The sequence below is a fragment of the Brachymonas moutaii (nom. illeg.) genome (assembly GCF_049977365.1).
Classification (GTDB): domain Bacteria; phylum Pseudomonadota; class Gammaproteobacteria; order Burkholderiales; family Burkholderiaceae_C; genus Brachymonas.
In genome coordinates, this window is sequence record NZ_JBNGEN010000001.1 from 153,867 (window position 1) to 170,730 (window position 16,864).

Here is a 16,864-nt window from a genome sequence, read left to right on the forward strand (position 1 = left end):
GCAAGTGTACCGGCTCTGGCTTCGTGGGGACTTGGCGGCGAGTGGGGTGCATCCTGAGGGTGCGGGAGTTGCGCGACAATAGAACAATGAACTTTTCTTCTCCCTCTCCCTCAGAAACCGTCGTCGGTCAGGAGCCAGCTGCAGTGCCGGCACTGGCCAAGCACGACGACAATCTCATATGGCTCGACTGCGAAATGACCGGACTGGATCCTGAAAAGGAGCGTCTGCTGGAAATCGCGATCATTGTGACCAGCCCCGATCTGTCGGTGCGGGCGCAGAGTCCTGTGATGGTCATTCACCAGAGTGACGAGCTCCTTGGCAAGATGGATGCTTGGAACAAGGGTACCCACGGACGCAGTGGTCTCATCGACAAGGTCAAGGCCAGTACGCTCAGCGAGGCAGATGCAGAGTCGCAGCTGCTGACCTTTCTCCGTCGTTACGTCAGCAAGGGCAAGTCCCCCATGTGTGGCAACACCATTGGCCAGGATCGGCGTTTCCTTGTCAAATACATGCCGAAGCTCGAAGCCTATTTTCACTATCGCAACCTCGACGTGAGCACGCTCAAGGAGCTGGCACGGCGCTGGCGTCCCGATCTGCATGACGGCTTTCGCAAGAAGCAAAAGCACACGGCCCTGGCCGATGTGGATGAATCGATCGAGGAGCTGGTCTATTACCGCACCCATTTCCTGAGAATGGAGGCCTCTGCTCCCGTTTCGCAGTCCTGTACCGAGGCATGAAGGGCGGCAGGGATGCACAGGGTGATGCAAGGCATGGCGCTCTGCAGTGCCCCCGGGGTTTCAGTGCATCCTGAGCGCCGTGCGACGCGCGTCGAGGGTCTTGAAACGCTCGATGTCCTGAGTGCGGATGGCTTCCTCGATGGCGCGGCCGAGCTCATCGAGTTCCAGTCTCTTGAGTACCGAGCGGAGCTCGGTCTGGGTTTCCTGGGAACTGGGATGCAGTTCCATGGCCTGGAACCGCTGTACCAGTGCAAGTGCCTCCGTGCCTCCGGGGGCTGCGGGCAGTGATTCCTGCAGGGCCCCCCAGCCGAGTGCTCCATATTCCTGGTACTGTGCATCGAGCCACGCAAAGAGCGGGCCATGCGGCGCCGGCAGCTCGCACAGCATGGTCTGCGTAGCGGGCGGCAGGCTTTCCCACAGCGGCATGTTCAGCAGCAGCAGACGCAGTGCATGGTCTGCCTTGGTGCTCGGAGCGGAACGTCCGCGTTTGGGAGAGGACGCGGGGGCGACATACCCTGGGGATGCCGCAACGCGATCGCTACGCCATGCCGGCCTGCCTCCGTGGGGAAAATGGGATTCGCGGGCTGATCCTCCTGAAGAAGAGGAGGAGGGCGGCGGAGTTTGTGTCTGTGATCTGCGGGCAGGATCCGGCTTGTCCCACAGAGCCTTGAGATCGTCGAGTGGAATCTGGACCTGCCTGGCAAGTTCTCCCAGCAGTTGACTCCTGAGAGCTCCCTCGGGAAGATCCTGCCACAGTGGTCGCGCGTGGCTGGCCATGTGCGCCCGTCCTTCGGCGGTATCGAGATCGCAGCCTTCTGCGGCAGCCATCGGAAGAAACTGGCTCAGTGGCGTGGCCTGCTTGACAAGGGCTTCGAATGCCTCCGGCCCGTGGGTGCGAACGTAGCTGTCAGGATCGTGTTCGGGCGGCAGGAAGAGAAACTTGATGGTGCGGGTGTCGGTAGCGTAGGGCAGCGCAGCCCCCATGGCCTTGTGGGCGGCTCGGCGACCTGCTGCATCACCGTCGAAGCTGAAGACCACCTCGTCCGTATAGCGGAAAAGCTTGTGGACATGGTCTGGAGTACAGGCGGTGCCCAGGGTGGCCACGGCATTGCCAAATCCCAGCTGTGCGAGAGCGACGACATCCATGTAGCCCTCGGTGACGAGCACATAGCCCCGTTCGCGCAGGGCATCGCGTGCCTCGTAGAGGCCATAGAGCTCCCGTCCCTTGCTGAAAAGAGGCGTTTCGGGCGAATTGAGATACTTGGGCTTTTCATTGCCCAGCACTCGTCCTCCGAAACCGATGCATTCCCCCTTCACATTGCGGATCGGGAACATGATGCGGTGGCGGAACCGGTCGTAGCGCTTTTCCTCGGTCGGGGAAGACGCATGGGAGTTGCTGCCGGCAGTGGCTCCTTCCGGCATTGAATGGATCACCAGTCCCGTCTCTTCCAGCAGGGGGCTTGTGTAGTCGGCAAACACGCTGGCCAGATGTCGCCAGCTGTTGGGGGCATATCCGAGCCCGAAACGCGCGGCAATCTGTCCGCTCAGCCCCCGCCCCTGAAGATAGGCAATCGCTTCAGGACTCGACTTGAGCTGCTGTCGATAATCGTCGACGGCCTTTTCCAGCACATCGGTGAGGGTGAGCCGCTGACGGCGCTGTTCTGCCGCGCGGTCACGGTCTTCGGGACTCAGGTGGTCGTCTGGTACCTGCAGGCCCTGCTGCTGCGCCAGCTCCTGTACCGCCTCCACGAAGGACAGGCCGTTGTGCGCCATCAGAAATCCGATGGCATCTCCGTGCTGGCCACAGCCGAAGCAGTGATAGAACTGCTTGCTTGGGCTTACCGTGAAAGAGGGCGACTTCTCGCTGTGAAAGGGACACAGTCCGCTGAAATTGGCCCCTGTCTTCTTGAGCTGCACATAGCGCCCCACCACATCGATGATGTCGACGCGGCTGAGCAAGTCCTGAATGAATCCGTGCGGGATGGCCATGTGCCGATTGTAGGGGGGCTCCCCGGAAGGCTGGGTACACCGCGTCCACATCCCCTGTCATGTGCTGGAGGTCATCCGGCTGCCAGCAGTCCCTGCGCGAAGTGGTGCAGCATGGCTGCGCGAGTCCGGTTGGCATCCCGCGCGAGCAGCGCCTGCATGATGGCCGCATGCTCCCGCAGCGACTGGTGGATGCGTCCCTGCTTGAAGAGCGAATGGTGTCGGCCCAGCTGCATCACGCGCCTCAGATCGTTCACGATCTGTGTGCGCCAGTGGTTGCGACTCACTTCCAGAATATGGGCATGAAACCGCTGATTGAGACTGAAGAATTCGTCCACCAGCACACTGTCTCCGGGCATTTGCTGCAAGCGCTCGGCACACTCTTCCAGACCCACATGCAGCTCCTGCAGCGCGTCGAGTTCGGCATCGCTGGCATGCAGAGCCACATCCGTGGCAGCGTCGCTTTCGAGCAGGCCCAGCAGGTGATAGATCTCCCGCACTTCGCTTTCGGGCACTTCCGTGACATAGGCGCCGCGACGGACTTTGATCGTCACCAGACCTTCGGTTGCCAGCACCTTGATCGCCTCGCGCATGGGCGTACGGCTGATGCCCAGCTCCTCCGAGAGCGCCATCTCATCGATCCAGGTCCCCGGCAGCAGCTCCTGCTTCAGGATGCGCTGACGCAGCACATCAGCCACCTGGATATACAGGGCAGAAGGCAGTTTCAGCCGCGTGGCGCGCGCAGGATTCTCGGTGGAGCGTGAGTGGATGGGGGCCATATTCCGTTCAGAGAGAAGAGTTCGGCTTCACATTCAGTTTCATGTAAGCTGAACGCATGGTTTCGCATTCATAATTATGAGATTCACGCAAGGTGGATACATGCATGCACATGTGTGCACATACGTTCACCTGCCGGCACATATTGCATCATTCGAGGACAAAATTTCATGTCGTCTACAGACCAGAATCCCAAAGCTCCTGTTTTTGCAACCGCCACCATGGAAGACTGGCTCAAGGCTGCTGCCAAGTCCGCCCCGCATGGTGATGTGTCGGCACTCAACTGGGTGACACCGGATCATCTCGTGGTCAAGCCGCTGTACACGGCCGAAGACACCAATGGGCTTCCCTATGCCAATACCCTGCCGGGTTTCGAGCCTTTTGTGCGCGGTCCGCAGGCCACCATGTATGCAGGCCGCCCCTGGACCATCCGCCAGTATGCCGGATTCTCCACGGCCGAAGAATCCAACGCCTTTTATCGCAAGGCGCTGGCTGCCGGGGGACAAGGCATTTCCGTAGCCTTCGATCTGGCCACGCACCGTGGCTATGACTCCGACCATCCGCGTGTGACCGGTGATGTGGGCAAGGCCGGTGTGGCCATCGACAGCGTGGAGGACATGAAGATCCTGTTCGACGGCATCCCGCTCGACAAGGTGTCCGTGTCCATGACCATGAACGGTGCCGTGCTGCCTGTGCTGGCAGGCTACGTCGTGGCAGCAGAGGAGCAGGGCGTCTCCCAGGAAAAGCTCAGCGGCACCATCCAGAACGACATCCTCAAGGAGTTCATGGTCCGCAACACGTACATCTATCCGCCGGAACCCTCCATGCGGATCATCGGCGACATCATCGAGTACACCAGCAAGCACATGCCGCGCTTCAACTCGATTTCCATCTCTGGTTACCACATGCAGGAAGCCGGTGCCAATCAGGCACTTGAGCTCGCCTTCACGCTGGCCGATGGCAAGGAATATGTCAAGACCGCCATCGCCAAGGGCATGGACGTCGATGACTTCGCAGGCCGTCTGTCGTTCTTCTGGGCGATCGGCATGAACTTCTATCTCGAAATCGCCAAGATGCGTGCGGCCCGTCTGCTGTGGTGCCGCATCATGAAGGGCTTCGATGCCAAGAAGCCCAAGAGCCTCATGCTGCGCACACACTGCCAGACGTCCGGCTGGTCCCTCACAGAGCAGGATCCCTACAACAACATCGTTCGTACCACCATCGAAGCCATGGCGGCCGTGTTCGGCGGTACCCAGTCGCTGCACACCAATGCTCTCGACGAGGCCATCGCCCTGCCCACCGAGTTCTCGGCACGCATCGCCCGGAACACGCAGCTCATCATCCAGGAAGAAACGCACATCGTGAATGTGATCGATCCCTGGGCCGGCAGCTACATGATGGAAACCCTGACGCAGCAGATGGCCGATGCCGCCTGGAAGATCATCGAGGAAATCGATGCCATGGGCGGCATGACCAAGGCTGTCGACAGTGGCTGGGCCAAGCTCAAGATCGAGGCGGCAGCTGCCGAAAAGCAGGCCTGCATCGACAGCGGCCGGGATGTCATCGTCGGGGTCAACAAGTACAAGCTCGCCAAGGAAGATCCGGTCGAGATCCTGGAAGTCGACAACGTCAAGGTGCGTGAATCGCAGATTGCACGTCTGCAGCAGATCCGTTCCACGCGCGATGCCGCCGCCGTACAGGCTGCACTCGACGCACTGTCGGCTGCCGCAGAAAGCGGCCAGGGCAATCTGCTCGACCTGAGCATTCAGGCCATCCGCCTGCGTGCGACCGTCGGCGAAGTGAGCGACGCACTCGAAAAGGCCTTTGGCCGCCACCGTGCCGATACCCAAAAGGTCACCGGCGTCTATGCTGCGGCCTATGACTCGGCCGAAGGCTGGGAAACCCTCAAGAAGGAAATCGATGCCTTCGCTGAGGCAGAAGGGCGTCGTCCCCGTGTCATGATCGCCAAGCTGGGCCAGGATGGACATGACCGCGGCGCCAAGGTCGTGGCTACCGCCTTTGCCGATCTGGGCTTCGACGTGGACATCGGCAGCCTGTTCCAGACTCCCGAGGAGTGTGCACGTCAGGCCATCGAGAACGACGTGCATGCTGTGGGAGTGTCGACTCTTGCCGCTGGGCACAAGACCCTCGTGCCGGCCATCATCGAGGAGCTGCGCAAGCAGGGGGCAGATGACATCGTCGTCTTTGTGGGCGGCGTGATTCCGCGTCAGGACTATGACTTCCTGTACGAAGCCGGCGTCAAGGGGATCTATGGTCCCGGCACACCGGTTCCTGCCAGCGCCAAGGATGTGCTGGAGCAGATCAAGAAGGCCCGCGCCGCCTGATCCGCCCATGACCCCAGCGATTGCAACCATCCAGGAACATATCCTGGGGGGCTCGACGCTCACTCGGCGCCGGGCCATCGCCAAGGCGATCACGCTGCTGGAGTCCACCCGGGTCGATCATCGTGCCCAGGGGGATGAGTTGCTCACGGCTCTGCTGCCGCATACCGGTCGCTCGCTGCGGATCGGTATCAGTGGAGTGCCGGGCGTGGGCAAGTCCACGTTCATCGAGGCGCTGGGCATGTATGTGATTGCTCAGGGGCACCGTGTGGCAGTGCTGGCCATCGATCCATCGAGCACGGTGTCGCGCGGATCGATTCTCGGCGACAAGACACGCATGGAGCAGCTGTCCGTACAGGAAGCTGCCTATATCCGTCCCAGCCCCAGCGCAGGCACGCTGGGAGGGGTGGCCGAGAAGACGCGTGAAGCCATGCTGGTGTGCGAGGCGGCCGGATACGACGTCATCATTGTCGAGACCGTCGGCGTGGGACAGAGCGAGACGGCCGTGGCAAACATGTCCGATCTTTTTGTGCTGCTGCAGCTGCCCAATGCAGGCGACGACCTGCAGGCCATCAAGAAGGGCGTCATGGAGCTGGCCGATCTGATCGTCATCAACAAGGCCGACATAGACCCCGCAGCCGCCACGCGCGCACAGGCGCAGATCACCAGTGCCCTTCGGCTCCTCGGTCTGCACGGCAATCCCCATCACGCCACCCATGATCCTGCAGTCTGGCAGCGGCAGGTGCTCCAGATCAGTGCCCTGCAGAATGCAGGCGTCCCCGACTTCTGGTCGGCAGTCGAACAGTACCGTGGTCTGCAGACAGCCAACGGCCAGCTCGATCAGCGGCGGCAGCGGCAGGCATTGTCCTGGATGTGGGAGCGCATCGATGCCGGGCTCAAGCAGGCATTCCGGGAACATCCGGGTATACGCGAGCAACTGGGTGCGACCACCGATCAGGTTCGGCATGGTCAAATTGCAGCATCCACCGCTGCACGCCAGCTGCTCGAAAGGTTTCAGGCCCGGTGAGAGTGGCCAGGATTTTCAGTTTTCAAACTTCATGAAGGATAGGCAATGAAAGATATTCTTGATTTGTTGGAGCAGAAGCGCGAAGCCGCCCGCATGGGTGGTGGACAGCGACGCATCGATTCCCAGCACAAGAAGGGCAAGCTGACGGCTCGCGAGCGCATCGAGGTGCTGCTTGACCACGGCTCGTTCGAGGAATGGGACATGTTCGTCGAACACCGCTGCACCGATTTCGGGATGGAGGAAAACCACATTCCCGGCGATGGCGTGGTGACGGGCTATGGCACCATCAACGGCCGTCTGGTGTTCGTGTTCAGCCAGGACTTCACCGTTTTCGGCGGTGCCCTGTCCGAAGCCCATGCGGAAAAGATCTGCAAGCTCATGGATCAGGCCATGAAGGTGGGTGCTCCCGTGATCGGTCTCAACGATTCGGGCGGCGCACGCATTCAGGAAGGCGTGGCCTCGCTGGCAGGGTATGCCGAGGTGTTCCAGCGCAACGTGACTGCTTCTGGCGTGATCCCCCAGATCAGCATGATCATGGGCCCGTGTGCCGGCGGCGCCGTGTACTCTCCTGCGATGACCGACTTCATCTTCATGGTGAAGGACAGCTCCTACATGTTCGTGACCGGGCCTGATGTGGTCAAGACCGTGACGCACGAAACCGTGACTGCCGAGGAGCTCGGTGGTGCCGTGACCCATACCTCCAAGAGCGGTGTGGCCGATCTGGCGTTCGACAACGATGTGCAGGCGCTGCTGATGCTGCGCCGTCTGTACAACTACATTCCGAGCAACAACCGCGAAAAGGCTCCCTATCGTCCCACGCTCGACCCGGTCGATCGTGCCGACATGAGCCTCGACACCCTGGTGCCGGACAATGCCAACAAGCCCTACGACATGAAGGAGCTCATCGTCAAGACCGTTGACGATGGTGAATTCTTCGAGCTGCAGCCTGACTATGCGGCCAACATCGTGATCGGGTTTGCGCGCATGGACGGCAATGTGGTCGGCATCGTGGCCAACCAGCCGCTGGTGCTTGCCGGCTGCCTGGACATCAAGTCCTCCATCAAGGCCGCACGTTTCGTGCGTTTCTGTGATGCGTTCAACATTCCCGTCGTGACCTTCGTGGACGTTCCCGGCTTCATGCCCGGCACGAGCCAGGAATACGGCGGCATCATCAAGCATGGCGCCAAGCTGCTCTACGCCTATGCAGAATGCACCGTGCCGAAGATCACCATCATCACCCGCAAGGCCTACGGTGGTGCCTACGACGTGATGGCATCCAAGCACCTGCGCGGCGATGTCAACCTGGCTTGGCCCAATGCGGAAATCGCCGTGATGGGGGCCAAGGGTGCTGTGGAAATCATCTTCCGTCAGGACAAGGATGATCCCGAGAAGCTCGCTGCCCGCGAGGCCGAGTACAAGGCACGCTTTGCCAACCCGTTCGTGGCCGGCAGCCGTGGCTTCATCGACGATGTGATCCTGCCGCACGAAACGCGCAAGCGCATCTGCCGCAGCCTCGCCATGCTCAAGGACAAGAAGCTGGAAAACCCGTGGCGCAAGCACGGCAACATTCCGCTGTAAATCGCACCGTGTGCCTTCCGTACAGACTAGCTTATCGAATTCAAGAGTACCCAATATGTTCACCAAGATTCTGATTGCGAACCGTGGCGAGATTGCCTGCCGCGTGATCGCCACTGCCAAGAAAATGGGCATCAAGACCGTGGCGGTCTATTCCGATGCCGACAAGGATGCGCGTTTCGTGCAGCTCGCCGACGAGGCCGTGCGCCTTGGCCCGCCGCCTTCCCGCGAGTCCTATCTGCTGGCCGACAAGATCATCGAGGCCTGCCAGCAGACCGGTGCACAGGCAGTGCATCCCGGCTACGGATTCCTGAGCGAGAACGAGGAGTTCGCGCGCAAGGTCGAAGAGCACGGCATCACCTTCATCGGTCCCAAGCACGCTGCGATTGCGGCCATGGGCGACAAGATCGCTTCTAAGAAGCTGGCCAACGAGGCCAAGGTCAACACCATTCCCGGCTACAACGATCCGATCGATACGCCCGAGCATGCCGTCGAGATCGCCAAGAACATTGGCTATCCCGTCATGATCAAGGCCTCTGCCGGCGGCGGTGGCAAGGGCCTGCGCGTGGCCTTCAACGACCAGGAAGCCTATGAGGGCTTCAGCTCCTGCCGCAACGAGGCTCGCAACAGCTTTGGCGATGACCGTGTCTTCATCGAAAAGTTCGTCGAACAGCCCCGCCACATCGAAATCCAGGTGCTCGGCGATGCGCATGGCAATGTGGTCTACCTGAACGAGCGCGAGTGCTCCATTCAGCGCCGTCACCAGAAGGTGATCGAAGAGGCTCCCTCTCCCTTCATCAGCGATGAAACCCGCAAGGCCATGGGCGAACAGGCTGTGGCACTGGCCAAGGCTGTGAACTACCAGTCTGCCGGTACGGTGGAGTTTGTGGTGGGCAAGAACCAGGATTTCTACTTCCTGGAAATGAACACGCGCCTGCAGGTGGAGCATCCGGTCACCGAACTGATCACCGGCCTGGATCTGGTCGAGCAGATGATCCGCATTGCGGCTGGCGAGCCGCTGTCCTTCACCCAGGCCGAGGTCAAGCGCGTCGGATGGGCCATGGAGTGCCGCATCAACGCCGAGGATCCGTTCCGCAACTTCCTGCCCTCCACCGGTCGTCTGGTGCGCTTCCAGCCGCCGGAGCAGACCCTTTTTGCCGGACAGGCCACGACCGACTTCGGTGTGCGCGTGGATACAGGGGTGGTCGATGGGGGCGAGATCTCCATGTACTATGACTCGATGATCGCCAAGCTGATCGTGCATGGTACTGATCGTGCCGACGCGATTGCCCGCATGCGCGAAGCTCTCAATGGCTTCGTGATCAAGGGCGTGCAGAGCAACATTCCGTTCCAGGCTGCACTGCTTGCACATCCCAAGTTCATGGCAGGCGACTTCAACACCGGCTTCATCGCCGAGCACTATGCGCATGGATTCCGTGCCGAAGACGTGCCCCACGAAGATCCCGATTTCCTCGTGGCGCTCGCTGCACGCCTGCACATGTGGTATCGCAACCGTGCGCAAGGGCTCCAGGGCAAGTTCTGGGAAGGCTACAAGCGTCTGCCGCGTCGCGAGTTCACCGTCTGTGCCCTGGGCAACGAAGGCGACAACCGCTATGTCAATGTCAGCCTGGGTGAAGTCGAGCTCGGCAAGCCCACCAAGGTGGTGGTGCACGATGCTGCCGGCGATCGTGAATACGACATGGAGCTCGACCACTTCTTGGGCGGCAGCGCCATTCATGGTTCCTCGAACGGCAAACCCTTCACGGTGCAGATGGAACGTGGCCGCACCAAGAATCCGCTGGCCATCCGCGTGATCAACAACGGGACGCAGCTCGATGCCATCGTCATGCATCCCCGCACGGCCGAGCTGCATCGTCTCATGCCCTACAAGGCACCGCCGGACATGAGCAAGTACGTGCTCTCCCCCATGCCGGGCCTGCTGGTGCAGGTGGCGGTCAAGCCCGGACAGAAGGTCCAGGCGGGTGAGCGTGTGGCCGTCATCGAAGCCATGAAGATGGAGAACATTCTCTTTGCGGCAGCCGATGGGGTGGTCAAGGACATCATGGCGCAGCAGGGCGAGAGCCTGGCTGTGGATCAGCCTATCGTTGAATTCGAATAAGGCGTGATTCACATTCCTGTGGGAGCAGACCTGCTTCTCACAGGAAACAGCGGGCGATGCTTGCGTGCCAGCATGATGCAGGCTGTCGTGAAGACAGCCCTGCAGAATGCCGGCAGCAGCATCGCCTTGTTCATGGGGTACGCATGACTTCTATGGCCTTTTCTTCCTGGTGGACCTTGTGGCTGTCCCGCATGAGGCCTGCCGCACGCGATGCTTTGACCGCTGCATGCGCAGCCGCCCTGGCATGGATGCTGGCTCAATACCTCTATGGACAGCCACGGCCCTTGTTTGCCGCCGTCACGGCGGTGGTGTGTCTGGCGCCTGGGCTGCCCAATCATGGGCAGCAAAGCATCATCGTGGTATTGGGCGTGGTCATCGGCATGGTGCTGGGCGAGTTGACGCTCATGGCGCCTGTGGAGCCGATGCTGTTCAAGGTGGCCGTGGCCACCTTTGCATCGATGCTGGTGGCTTCATCCTTCGGCTTTGCTGCAGTCGTGCCTATTCAAGCCGGTGTTTCCGCCATTCTCATTCTTGCTTTCGGGCCGGAGACAGCAGGGGTGTCCAGGCTTCTGGATGTGCTTGTGGGATGCGGCGTGGGGCTGCTGTTCAGCCAAGTGCTGCTGACCCCTGATCCGGTACGTCTCGTCAACCGTGCCGTGCATGCATTGCTTTGGCAATTGGCGCAAGGACTGACGTTGTCGGCTGAAGCCTTGCGAGAGGGTGACTGGCATCGAGCAGAGGTGGCCATGCGCCGTATCTCGGCAGCCTATGGCGCGGTTCAGGTCCTGGATGCCGCGATTACTGAGGCGCGCAAGACGGCACGGTGGTCCTTGCGGGGGCGCTGGATGGCCGATGCGGTGCATGAGGTGGCAGCGCGTTATGATCGGCGCGGCAATCGTCTGTATGCTTCGACCTTGCTTTTAGCGGAAGCGTTGGGAGATGGGTTGCGCAAGAGTACCGAGCAGCCTGAAAACGGACTTCCTCCAAGAGGCCTGCAGGAACGGCTCGATGCATTGGCCACGCGCTGTACGGTCTTGGCCGATGCAAGCGGAGGGGCTGCATATGGTGCGGTAGCTGGAGAGCTGCCTTGGGATGCGTCTGAAGGAATAGCAACTGGTGAAGTCTACAAGGCCTCTGTCATTTGGCAGGGCTGCGAGGAACATCTGGAAACCGTATGGGTCAATCTGGATGCCTTTGCAGCGAGCCATTCCCGTTGAAAAGATATGGTAGGAGCGGGTCCATGGGACATCAAATGGGGTGATGGAGTGAAATGTCCTGGGTATTGAAGGTATCGATCCATGCGACTCCGGGGGCGCGCCGCACGGAGGCAGCAGGCATGCATGGAAATGCGCTGAAGGTGCGTCTTGCGGCTCCTCCTGTCGACGGCAAGGCCAACGAAGCGCTGCTGACCTGGGCTGCTGACGTCTTCGGAGTGCCGAGGCGGCAGGTCGATTTGCTGCATGGTGCGGCAGGGCGACAGAAAGTGCTGGCGGTGCAGTGCGCAGACGAGCATGCGCTGCAGCAGGCCAGACTCAGGTTGCAGCAACTCTGTCATGGTGCACCGGGCAGCAGTACCTGAAGGGGAGCATTGCTCCAGCTGCAGCCGAATCATGCACGGGATAGAGAGAGGACAGCCGACCGTAGGGTCGGAGGAAATCAGGAATGACAAAAGAGTTCTTTTCGATGAATCAAAAAACGCCCATGGCCGTGGACCATGCTGGAGCGGGAAGCGCAGCACACGCGGCGCGCGTGGACAGCAGAAATGGGCCCTGGCAGATGCGCAGCATCGCCAGCGTGTGGCACCCCTGCACGCAGATGCAGCGGACGGATGCCGTGCCTCCGCTGCCCATGGTGCGGGGAGAGGGGCCCTGGCTGTTCGATGAGGACGGTCACAGGTACTTCGATGCCAACAGCAGCTGGTGGGTCAACCTGTTTGGGCATTCCGACGCGCGCATTCAGCAGGCGGTGACGCATCAGCTTCATACCCTGCCGCATGTCATGCTGGCGGGATGCACGCACGAACCGGCGGTGGTGCTGGCGGAGCGCCTGGCTGCGCGCACACAGGGAGTCCTGGGGCACGCCTTCTTTGCCAGTGATGGAGCATCTGCCATCGAGATCGCCCTCAAGATGAGCTTCCACTACTGGAAGAACACCGGAAAGCCGGGCAAGCGCGAGTTTGTTCATGTACGCCATGGCTATCACGGCGAGACGCTGGGGGCCCTGTCGGTGACCGATGTGGCGGTATTCCGCGATGCCTATGATGCCCTGCTGCTGCAGGGCCACGAGGTGGCTTCGCCTGATGCACGCCAGGCGGGAGCCGGAGAAACGGCGGTCGATGTGGCCCGCCGTGCGGCAGCCGATCTGGAGAAACTGCTGCAGGAACAGCATGACCGCATTGCTGCCGTGATCGTGGAGCCGTTGATCCAGTGTGCTGCAGGCATGGCCATGCACGATCCTCTTTATCTGCAGGAGGTGCGTGCTTTGTGTGACCAGTATGGCGTGCATCTGATCGCCGACGAAATCGCCGTGGGTTTCGGCCGTACCGGGACATTCTTCGCCTGTGAACAGGCAGGCATATGGCCAGATTTTCTGTGTCTGTCCAAGGGAATCACGGGGGGGTATCTGCCGCTGTCGCTGGTGATGACGCGCGATACCGTCTATGCGGCCTTTCTGTCGGAGGATGTGACACGCGGATTCCTGCATTCACACTCCTACACTGGCAACGCGCTGGCTTGCAGTGCTGCACTGGCGGTGCTTGACCATTTCGAGAAGGATGATGTGCTGCATCGCAATGTGCGGCAGGCCGAATGGCTCGATGCGGCACTGGCCTCTCTTCGGGAGGATGAACGGATTCAGCACTGGCGCCGGCGCGGCATGATCTGGGCCTTCGATGTGAAGCCCGAGCATGCACGCGGGCGGTTTGCCGAACGTGTGCATCTGGCAGGGCGCCGCCATGAGCTGCTGATTCGTCCGATTGGATCGACGGTGTACCTGATGCCCCCCTATCTGCTGGATGAAGGCGTGTGCAGCTGGCTTGCACATGCCCTGCAGATGACCCTCAACGATGTCTGGGAGAGCGACGATGCTGATGCAACATCTGAACCGGCAGTTGCATGAGGCCGATGCGGCTGCCCTGCGCCGCAGACGTCGCACCGTGCTGTCGCCCTGTGGCCCGGTTCAGCAGCTGGAAGGGCGCGAGACGCCGTTGCTCACCTTCTGCAGCAACGACTATCTCGGCCTGGCCCAGCATCCTGCTCTGGTCGAGGCTGTGGCAGAAGGGGCCAGGCGCTGGGGGGTAGGCAGTGGGGCTTCGCACCTGGTGAGCGGCCATTCGCAGGCCCATGCGGCTGTCGAGGAACGTGCTGTCCGCTGGCAGGAGGCTCACATTCCCGAAGCGCGGGGGCTGCTCTTCTGCAGCGGATTCATGGCCAACATGGCACTCATGACGGCGCTGGGGGACGATCAGGCCGTGATCCTTGCCGACAAGCTCAACCATGCTTCCCTGATCGATGGGGGTCTGCTGGCACAGGCCCGCATGCAGCGCTATCCCCATGGTCGGCTCGACCGGCTTGAGCAGATGTTGCAGCAGTCCGCAGCGCCCATCCGGCTGATCGTGACCGACGCCGTGTTCAGCATGGACGGGGATGTCGCGGATCTGCCCGCTCTGCTGGCTCTGGCCGAGCGTTACGATGCCTGGCTGGTGGTCGATGACGCCCATGGTGTGGGCGTTCTTGGCGCGAAGGGACATGGCTCGCTGGAGCATGCGGGCCTGCGCAGTGAGCGACTCATCTGGATGGGCACTCTGGGCAAGGCAGTTGGAGTGTCGGGAGCTGTCGTGGTGGCGCATCGCACCCTCATCGAGGGAATGATCCAGCGTGCACGTCCCTACATCTACAGCACGGCCATGCCTCCCGTACTTGCCCATGTGCTCGGGGTGAGCATGGATCTCATCGAAGGGGCAGAGGGGGCAGCGCGCCGAATGCATCTGCAGCATCTCATCGCCGCCCTGCGAGAAGGGGTAGGGCAGATGGTCGAGCGCCATGCAGGCTGGAGTCTGCCCGCTTCATGCACGGCCATCCAGCCGCTCATCGTGAGCAGCAATGACGATGCGCTGGCCCTTGCCGGCAGGCTGGAGGATCAGGGGCTGTGGGTTCCGGCCATCCGCCCGCCCACGGTTCCCATGGGAACCGCCCGCCTGCGCATGACCCTGAGCGCTGCCCATACGCTCGATCAGGTGCAGACGCTCACGGCGGCGCTGGCAGACATGGACATTGCATTGCAAGGAGGAGGTCCCGCATGAAAGGATTGCAAGGTTGCCTGGTGACAGGAACCGACACCGAAGTGGGCAAGACTCTGGTCAGTTCCACGCTGGTGCACTGGCTCACCACGCGGGGCCTGCGTGCAGCAGGATACAAACCCGTGGCATCGGGCATGGAGCAGGCGACCGATGGCCGCTGGTACAACGAGGATGTGATGCGGCTGCACGCAGCCGGCAGTGCGGATATTCCTCCGGGCCTGATCGGGCCCTTTCAGTTTCGGGTAGCCTGCGCGCCGCACATTGCAGCTGCGCTGGAGCAGCGCCCCATCGACCGCATGGCCCTGGTGAGCGGGGCCCATGTCCTGGGAGGACTGGTGGATCGCCTTGTCATCGAGGGAGCAGGGGGCTTGCGTGTGCCCTTGGGTGAGGATTGGGACAGCGCCGATCTGATGGTCGACTTCGATCTTCCGGTGGTGCTGGTCGTGGGCATGCGGCTGGGATGCATCAACCACGCGCTGCTGACGGCCGATGTGCTGGCCCAGCGGGGACTGCGCCTCGCCGGATGGGTTGCCAACTCCGTCCATGCCGACATGCCCTATCTGGAAGAAAATTTCCATACGCTTCAGGCTTTTCTCGAACGCGAACACCAGACGCCGTGTCTGGGCAGAATTCCTTCTCTGGGCCAGGCGGGGCCGGTTGCTGCCGTTGGGCATCTGGATGCGGCGCGGCTGCGCCGGGTTTTTGCACTTGATTCAGGAGATTGCACGGAATGAACGCCGTCATGGAACAGGAACACGCTCCCATCGTCACTCCGGCCTTTCTGCAGGATCCTTATCCGGTCTATGCCCATCTGCGTCAGGAGCACCCGGTGCAGTGGAGTGACGAGTTCTTCCAGGGGGCCTGGCTGGTCAGCCGGCATGTCGATGTCGAGCCTGCCCTGCGCGATCCACGCCTGTCGGCGCAGCGCACGGGGGGCTGGGTGAACGAGGTGGAGGGAGCCGATGACGCAGAGAGCCGGCTCGCGCAGCGTGCCTTCCAGCGTTTCTTCGCTCGTGCGCTGCTGTTTCTCGATGCGCCAGACCATCCCCGGCTACGCAAGGTCATGATGCCCGCCTTTCGGCAGGATCGCCTTCTGCGGCTGCAGCCCCTGCTCGAAGAGTGGTGCACCGAGCTGGCCTGTGGCTTGCAGGGGCAGTTCGACTTCATGGAACGCATTGCCCGTCCGCTGCCGGCCCGCGTCATTTCCCATCTCATGGGAGTGGATGCCAGTCTGGAGCTCGATTTCATGCAGTGGGCCGAGGGACTTGCAGCCTTCATCGGGGCAGCACGTCCCACGGCGCGCCAGCTGGCTGTGGCGCAGGGCTGCCTGACCGAGATGCTGCGCTATTTCGAGGAAGATCTCCTGCCGCGCCGGAGGCTCGTGCCACGGGATGACCTGGTGGGGACATTGCTCGCGGCCGAGGCCGATGGCACGATCCAGAGCCATGGGGAACTGCTGGCCCAGTGCGCCATGCTGCTCTTTGCAGGCTACGAAACCACGCGCAACCTGCTTGGCAATGGCATGCATGCATTCATGACGCACCGTGATCAGTGGCAGGCTCTCTGTGCCGATCCCTCCCTGGCGCCGCAGGCGGTGCGCGAGCTGTTACGCTACGACAGTCCTGTCCAGTGGACGGGCAGGCGGGCAGCGACATCCTTCGAATGGCATGGCCAGCAAATCCGTCGTGGGGATCTGATCATTCTGCTCATCGGCTCGGCCAACCGCGACCCCGCGCGCCACGAGGCACCGGACCGGCTCGACGTGCAGCGCATCCAGCCTGGGGCGCTTTCGTTCGGCAGCGGGCCGCATGTGTGCATCGGGGCTGGACTCACCCAGCTCGAAGCGCAGGCCATGTTCAGCGCCCTGGCGCGTCAATGTCCCGATCTGCTTCCCGATGGCCCCCCTCTGCGCGACGGCAATCCCGTCTATCGGGGGGTGCGGCAGCTTCCCATGCAACGGGCAGTGGCCTGATCCCAGAACGTGTCCCTGTCCCTTTCCTTGTG

The 16,864-nt window shown here is 61.6% G+C and carries 13 protein-coding genes; 11 read left to right on the forward strand and 2 right to left on the reverse strand.

All coding sequences use genetic code 11. The features are described 5' to 3' along the window. Window positions 1–86 precede the first annotated feature (86 nt). Window positions 87–737 carry an oligoribonuclease gene (gene orn, locus ACP2WS_RS00730; protein WP_426459019.1) on the forward strand — a complete coding sequence of 217 codons (651 nt, stop codon included), beginning with the start codon at window positions 87–89 and terminating at the stop codon, window positions 735–737. Between the two features lie 60 nt (window positions 738–797). Here the strand turns inward: orn and dnaG are convergent, their stop codons facing one another. Together dnaG and ACP2WS_RS00740 are read right to left on the reverse strand one after the other, a co-directional pair. After that, window positions 798–2,726, reverse strand: coding sequence for a DNA primase (gene dnaG, locus ACP2WS_RS00735; protein WP_426459021.1), 1,929 nt, complete (start codon window positions 2,724–2,726; stop codon window positions 798–800). Window positions 2,727–2,797: 71 nt separating this feature from the next. Next, window positions 2,798–3,502 (reverse strand): GntR family transcriptional regulator, encoded by a 705-nt coding sequence (locus ACP2WS_RS00740; RefSeq protein WP_426459023.1) that lies wholly within the window; start codon window positions 3,500–3,502, stop codon window positions 2,798–2,800. A 168-nt stretch (window positions 3,503–3,670) separates the two neighbouring features. On the opposite strand from ACP2WS_RS00740, the gene scpA reads away from it, so the two are divergent. The 10 genes from scpA (at window position 3,671) to ACP2WS_RS00790 (ending at window position 16,832) form a co-directional block, all read left to right on the forward strand. Continuing rightward, the gene (gene scpA, locus ACP2WS_RS00745) at window positions 3,671–5,845 is read left to right on the forward strand and encodes a methylmalonyl-CoA mutase (protein ID WP_374492725.1); all 2,175 of its coding nucleotides are present in this window, start codon (window positions 3,671–3,673) and stop codon (window positions 5,843–5,845) included. 7 nt (window positions 5,846–5,852) lie between these two features. Next, window positions 5,853–6,869 (forward strand): methylmalonyl Co-A mutase-associated GTPase MeaB, encoded by a 1,017-nt coding sequence (gene meaB, locus ACP2WS_RS00750; RefSeq protein WP_374492727.1) that lies wholly within the window; start codon window positions 5,853–5,855, stop codon window positions 6,867–6,869. A 45-nt stretch (window positions 6,870–6,914) separates the two neighbouring features. Continuing rightward, on the forward strand, window positions 6,915–8,447 hold the full coding sequence (locus ACP2WS_RS00755; RefSeq protein WP_426459024.1) for an acyl-CoA carboxylase subunit beta: 1,533 nt from the start codon (window positions 6,915–6,917) through the stop codon (window positions 8,445–8,447). Between the two features lie 55 nt (window positions 8,448–8,502). Continuing rightward, window positions 8,503–10,563, forward strand: a complete 2,061-nt coding sequence (locus ACP2WS_RS00760) for an acetyl-CoA carboxylase biotin carboxylase subunit (protein ID WP_374492730.1) — start codon at window positions 8,503–8,505, stop codon at window positions 10,561–10,563. A 143-nt stretch (window positions 10,564–10,706) separates the two neighbouring features. After that, the gene (locus ACP2WS_RS00765; RefSeq protein ID WP_426459027.1) at window positions 10,707–11,780 is read left to right on the forward strand and encodes an FUSC family protein; all 1,074 of its coding nucleotides are present in this window, start codon (window positions 10,707–10,709) and stop codon (window positions 11,778–11,780) included. Window positions 11,781–11,833: 53 nt separating this feature from the next. Beyond that, complete coding sequence (locus tag ACP2WS_RS00770; RefSeq protein ID WP_426459029.1) at window positions 11,834–12,142, forward strand: DUF167 domain-containing protein; 309 nt, start codon at window positions 11,834–11,836, stop codon at window positions 12,140–12,142. Window positions 12,143–12,264: 122 nt separating this feature from the next. Beyond that, a complete protein-coding gene (gene bioA, locus ACP2WS_RS00775) occupies window positions 12,265–13,680 on the forward strand; it encodes an adenosylmethionine--8-amino-7-oxononanoate transaminase (protein WP_426459562.1) in 1,416 nt (471 codons plus the stop codon). Then, entirely contained in the window at window positions 13,646–14,863 is a 1,218-nt protein-coding gene (gene bioF, locus ACP2WS_RS00780) for an 8-amino-7-oxononanoate synthase (RefSeq protein WP_426459030.1), read from the forward strand. Before bioA ends, bioF begins: the two co-directional genes overlap by 35 nt. Then, window positions 14,860–15,594: a dethiobiotin synthase gene (gene bioD / locus ACP2WS_RS00785; RefSeq protein ID WP_426459031.1), complete on the forward strand. Its 735-nt coding sequence runs from the start codon at window positions 14,860–14,862 to the stop codon at window positions 15,592–15,594. The genes bioF and bioD overlap by 4 nt, the downstream gene beginning before the upstream one ends. A gap of 8 nt (window positions 15,595–15,602) precedes the next feature. Continuing rightward, entirely contained in the window at window positions 15,603–16,832 is a 1,230-nt protein-coding gene (locus ACP2WS_RS00790; RefSeq protein ID WP_426459032.1) for a cytochrome P450, read from the forward strand. Window positions 16,833–16,864 lie beyond the last annotated feature (32 nt).

Excerpts from the sequence above, each read along its gene's own strand:
- ACP2WS_RS00765 (WP_426459027.1), top strand. The coding sequence starts at position 10,707 with ATGACTTCTATGGCCTTTTCTTCCTGGTGGACCTTGTGGCTGTCCCGC.
- orn (WP_426459019.1), top strand. The coding sequence starts at position 87 with ATGAACTTTTCTTCTCCCTCTCCCTCAGAAACCGTCGTCGGTCAGGAG.
- bioA (WP_426459562.1), top strand. The coding sequence starts at position 12,265 with ATGGCCGTGGACCATGCTGGAGCGGGAAGCGCAGCACACGCGGCGCGC.
- ACP2WS_RS00740 (WP_426459023.1), bottom strand. The coding sequence starts at position 3,502 with ATGGCCCCCATCCACTCACGCTCCACCGAGAATCCTGCGCGCGCCACG.
- ACP2WS_RS00760 (WP_374492730.1), top strand. The coding sequence starts at position 8,503 with ATGTTCACCAAGATTCTGATTGCGAACCGTGGCGAGATTGCCTGCCGC.
- meaB (WP_374492727.1), top strand. The coding sequence starts at position 5,853 with ATGACCCCAGCGATTGCAACCATCCAGGAACATATCCTGGGGGGCTCG.
- dnaG (WP_426459021.1), bottom strand. The coding sequence starts at position 2,726 with ATGGCCATCCCGCACGGATTCATTCAGGACTTGCTCAGCCGCGTCGAC.
- ACP2WS_RS00770 (WP_426459029.1), top strand. The coding sequence starts at position 11,834 with ATGTCCTGGGTATTGAAGGTATCGATCCATGCGACTCCGGGGGCGCGC.
- bioF (WP_426459030.1), top strand. The coding sequence starts at position 13,646 with ATGCTGATGCAACATCTGAACCGGCAGTTGCATGAGGCCGATGCGGCT.
- ACP2WS_RS00755 (WP_426459024.1), top strand. The coding sequence starts at position 6,915 with ATGAAAGATATTCTTGATTTGTTGGAGCAGAAGCGCGAAGCCGCCCGC.
- scpA (WP_374492725.1), top strand. The coding sequence starts at position 3,671 with ATGTCGTCTACAGACCAGAATCCCAAAGCTCCTGTTTTTGCAACCGCC.
- ACP2WS_RS00790 (WP_426459032.1), top strand. The coding sequence starts at position 15,603 with ATGGAACAGGAACACGCTCCCATCGTCACTCCGGCCTTTCTGCAGGAT.
- bioD (WP_426459031.1), top strand. The coding sequence starts at position 14,860 with ATGAAAGGATTGCAAGGTTGCCTGGTGACAGGAACCGACACCGAAGTG.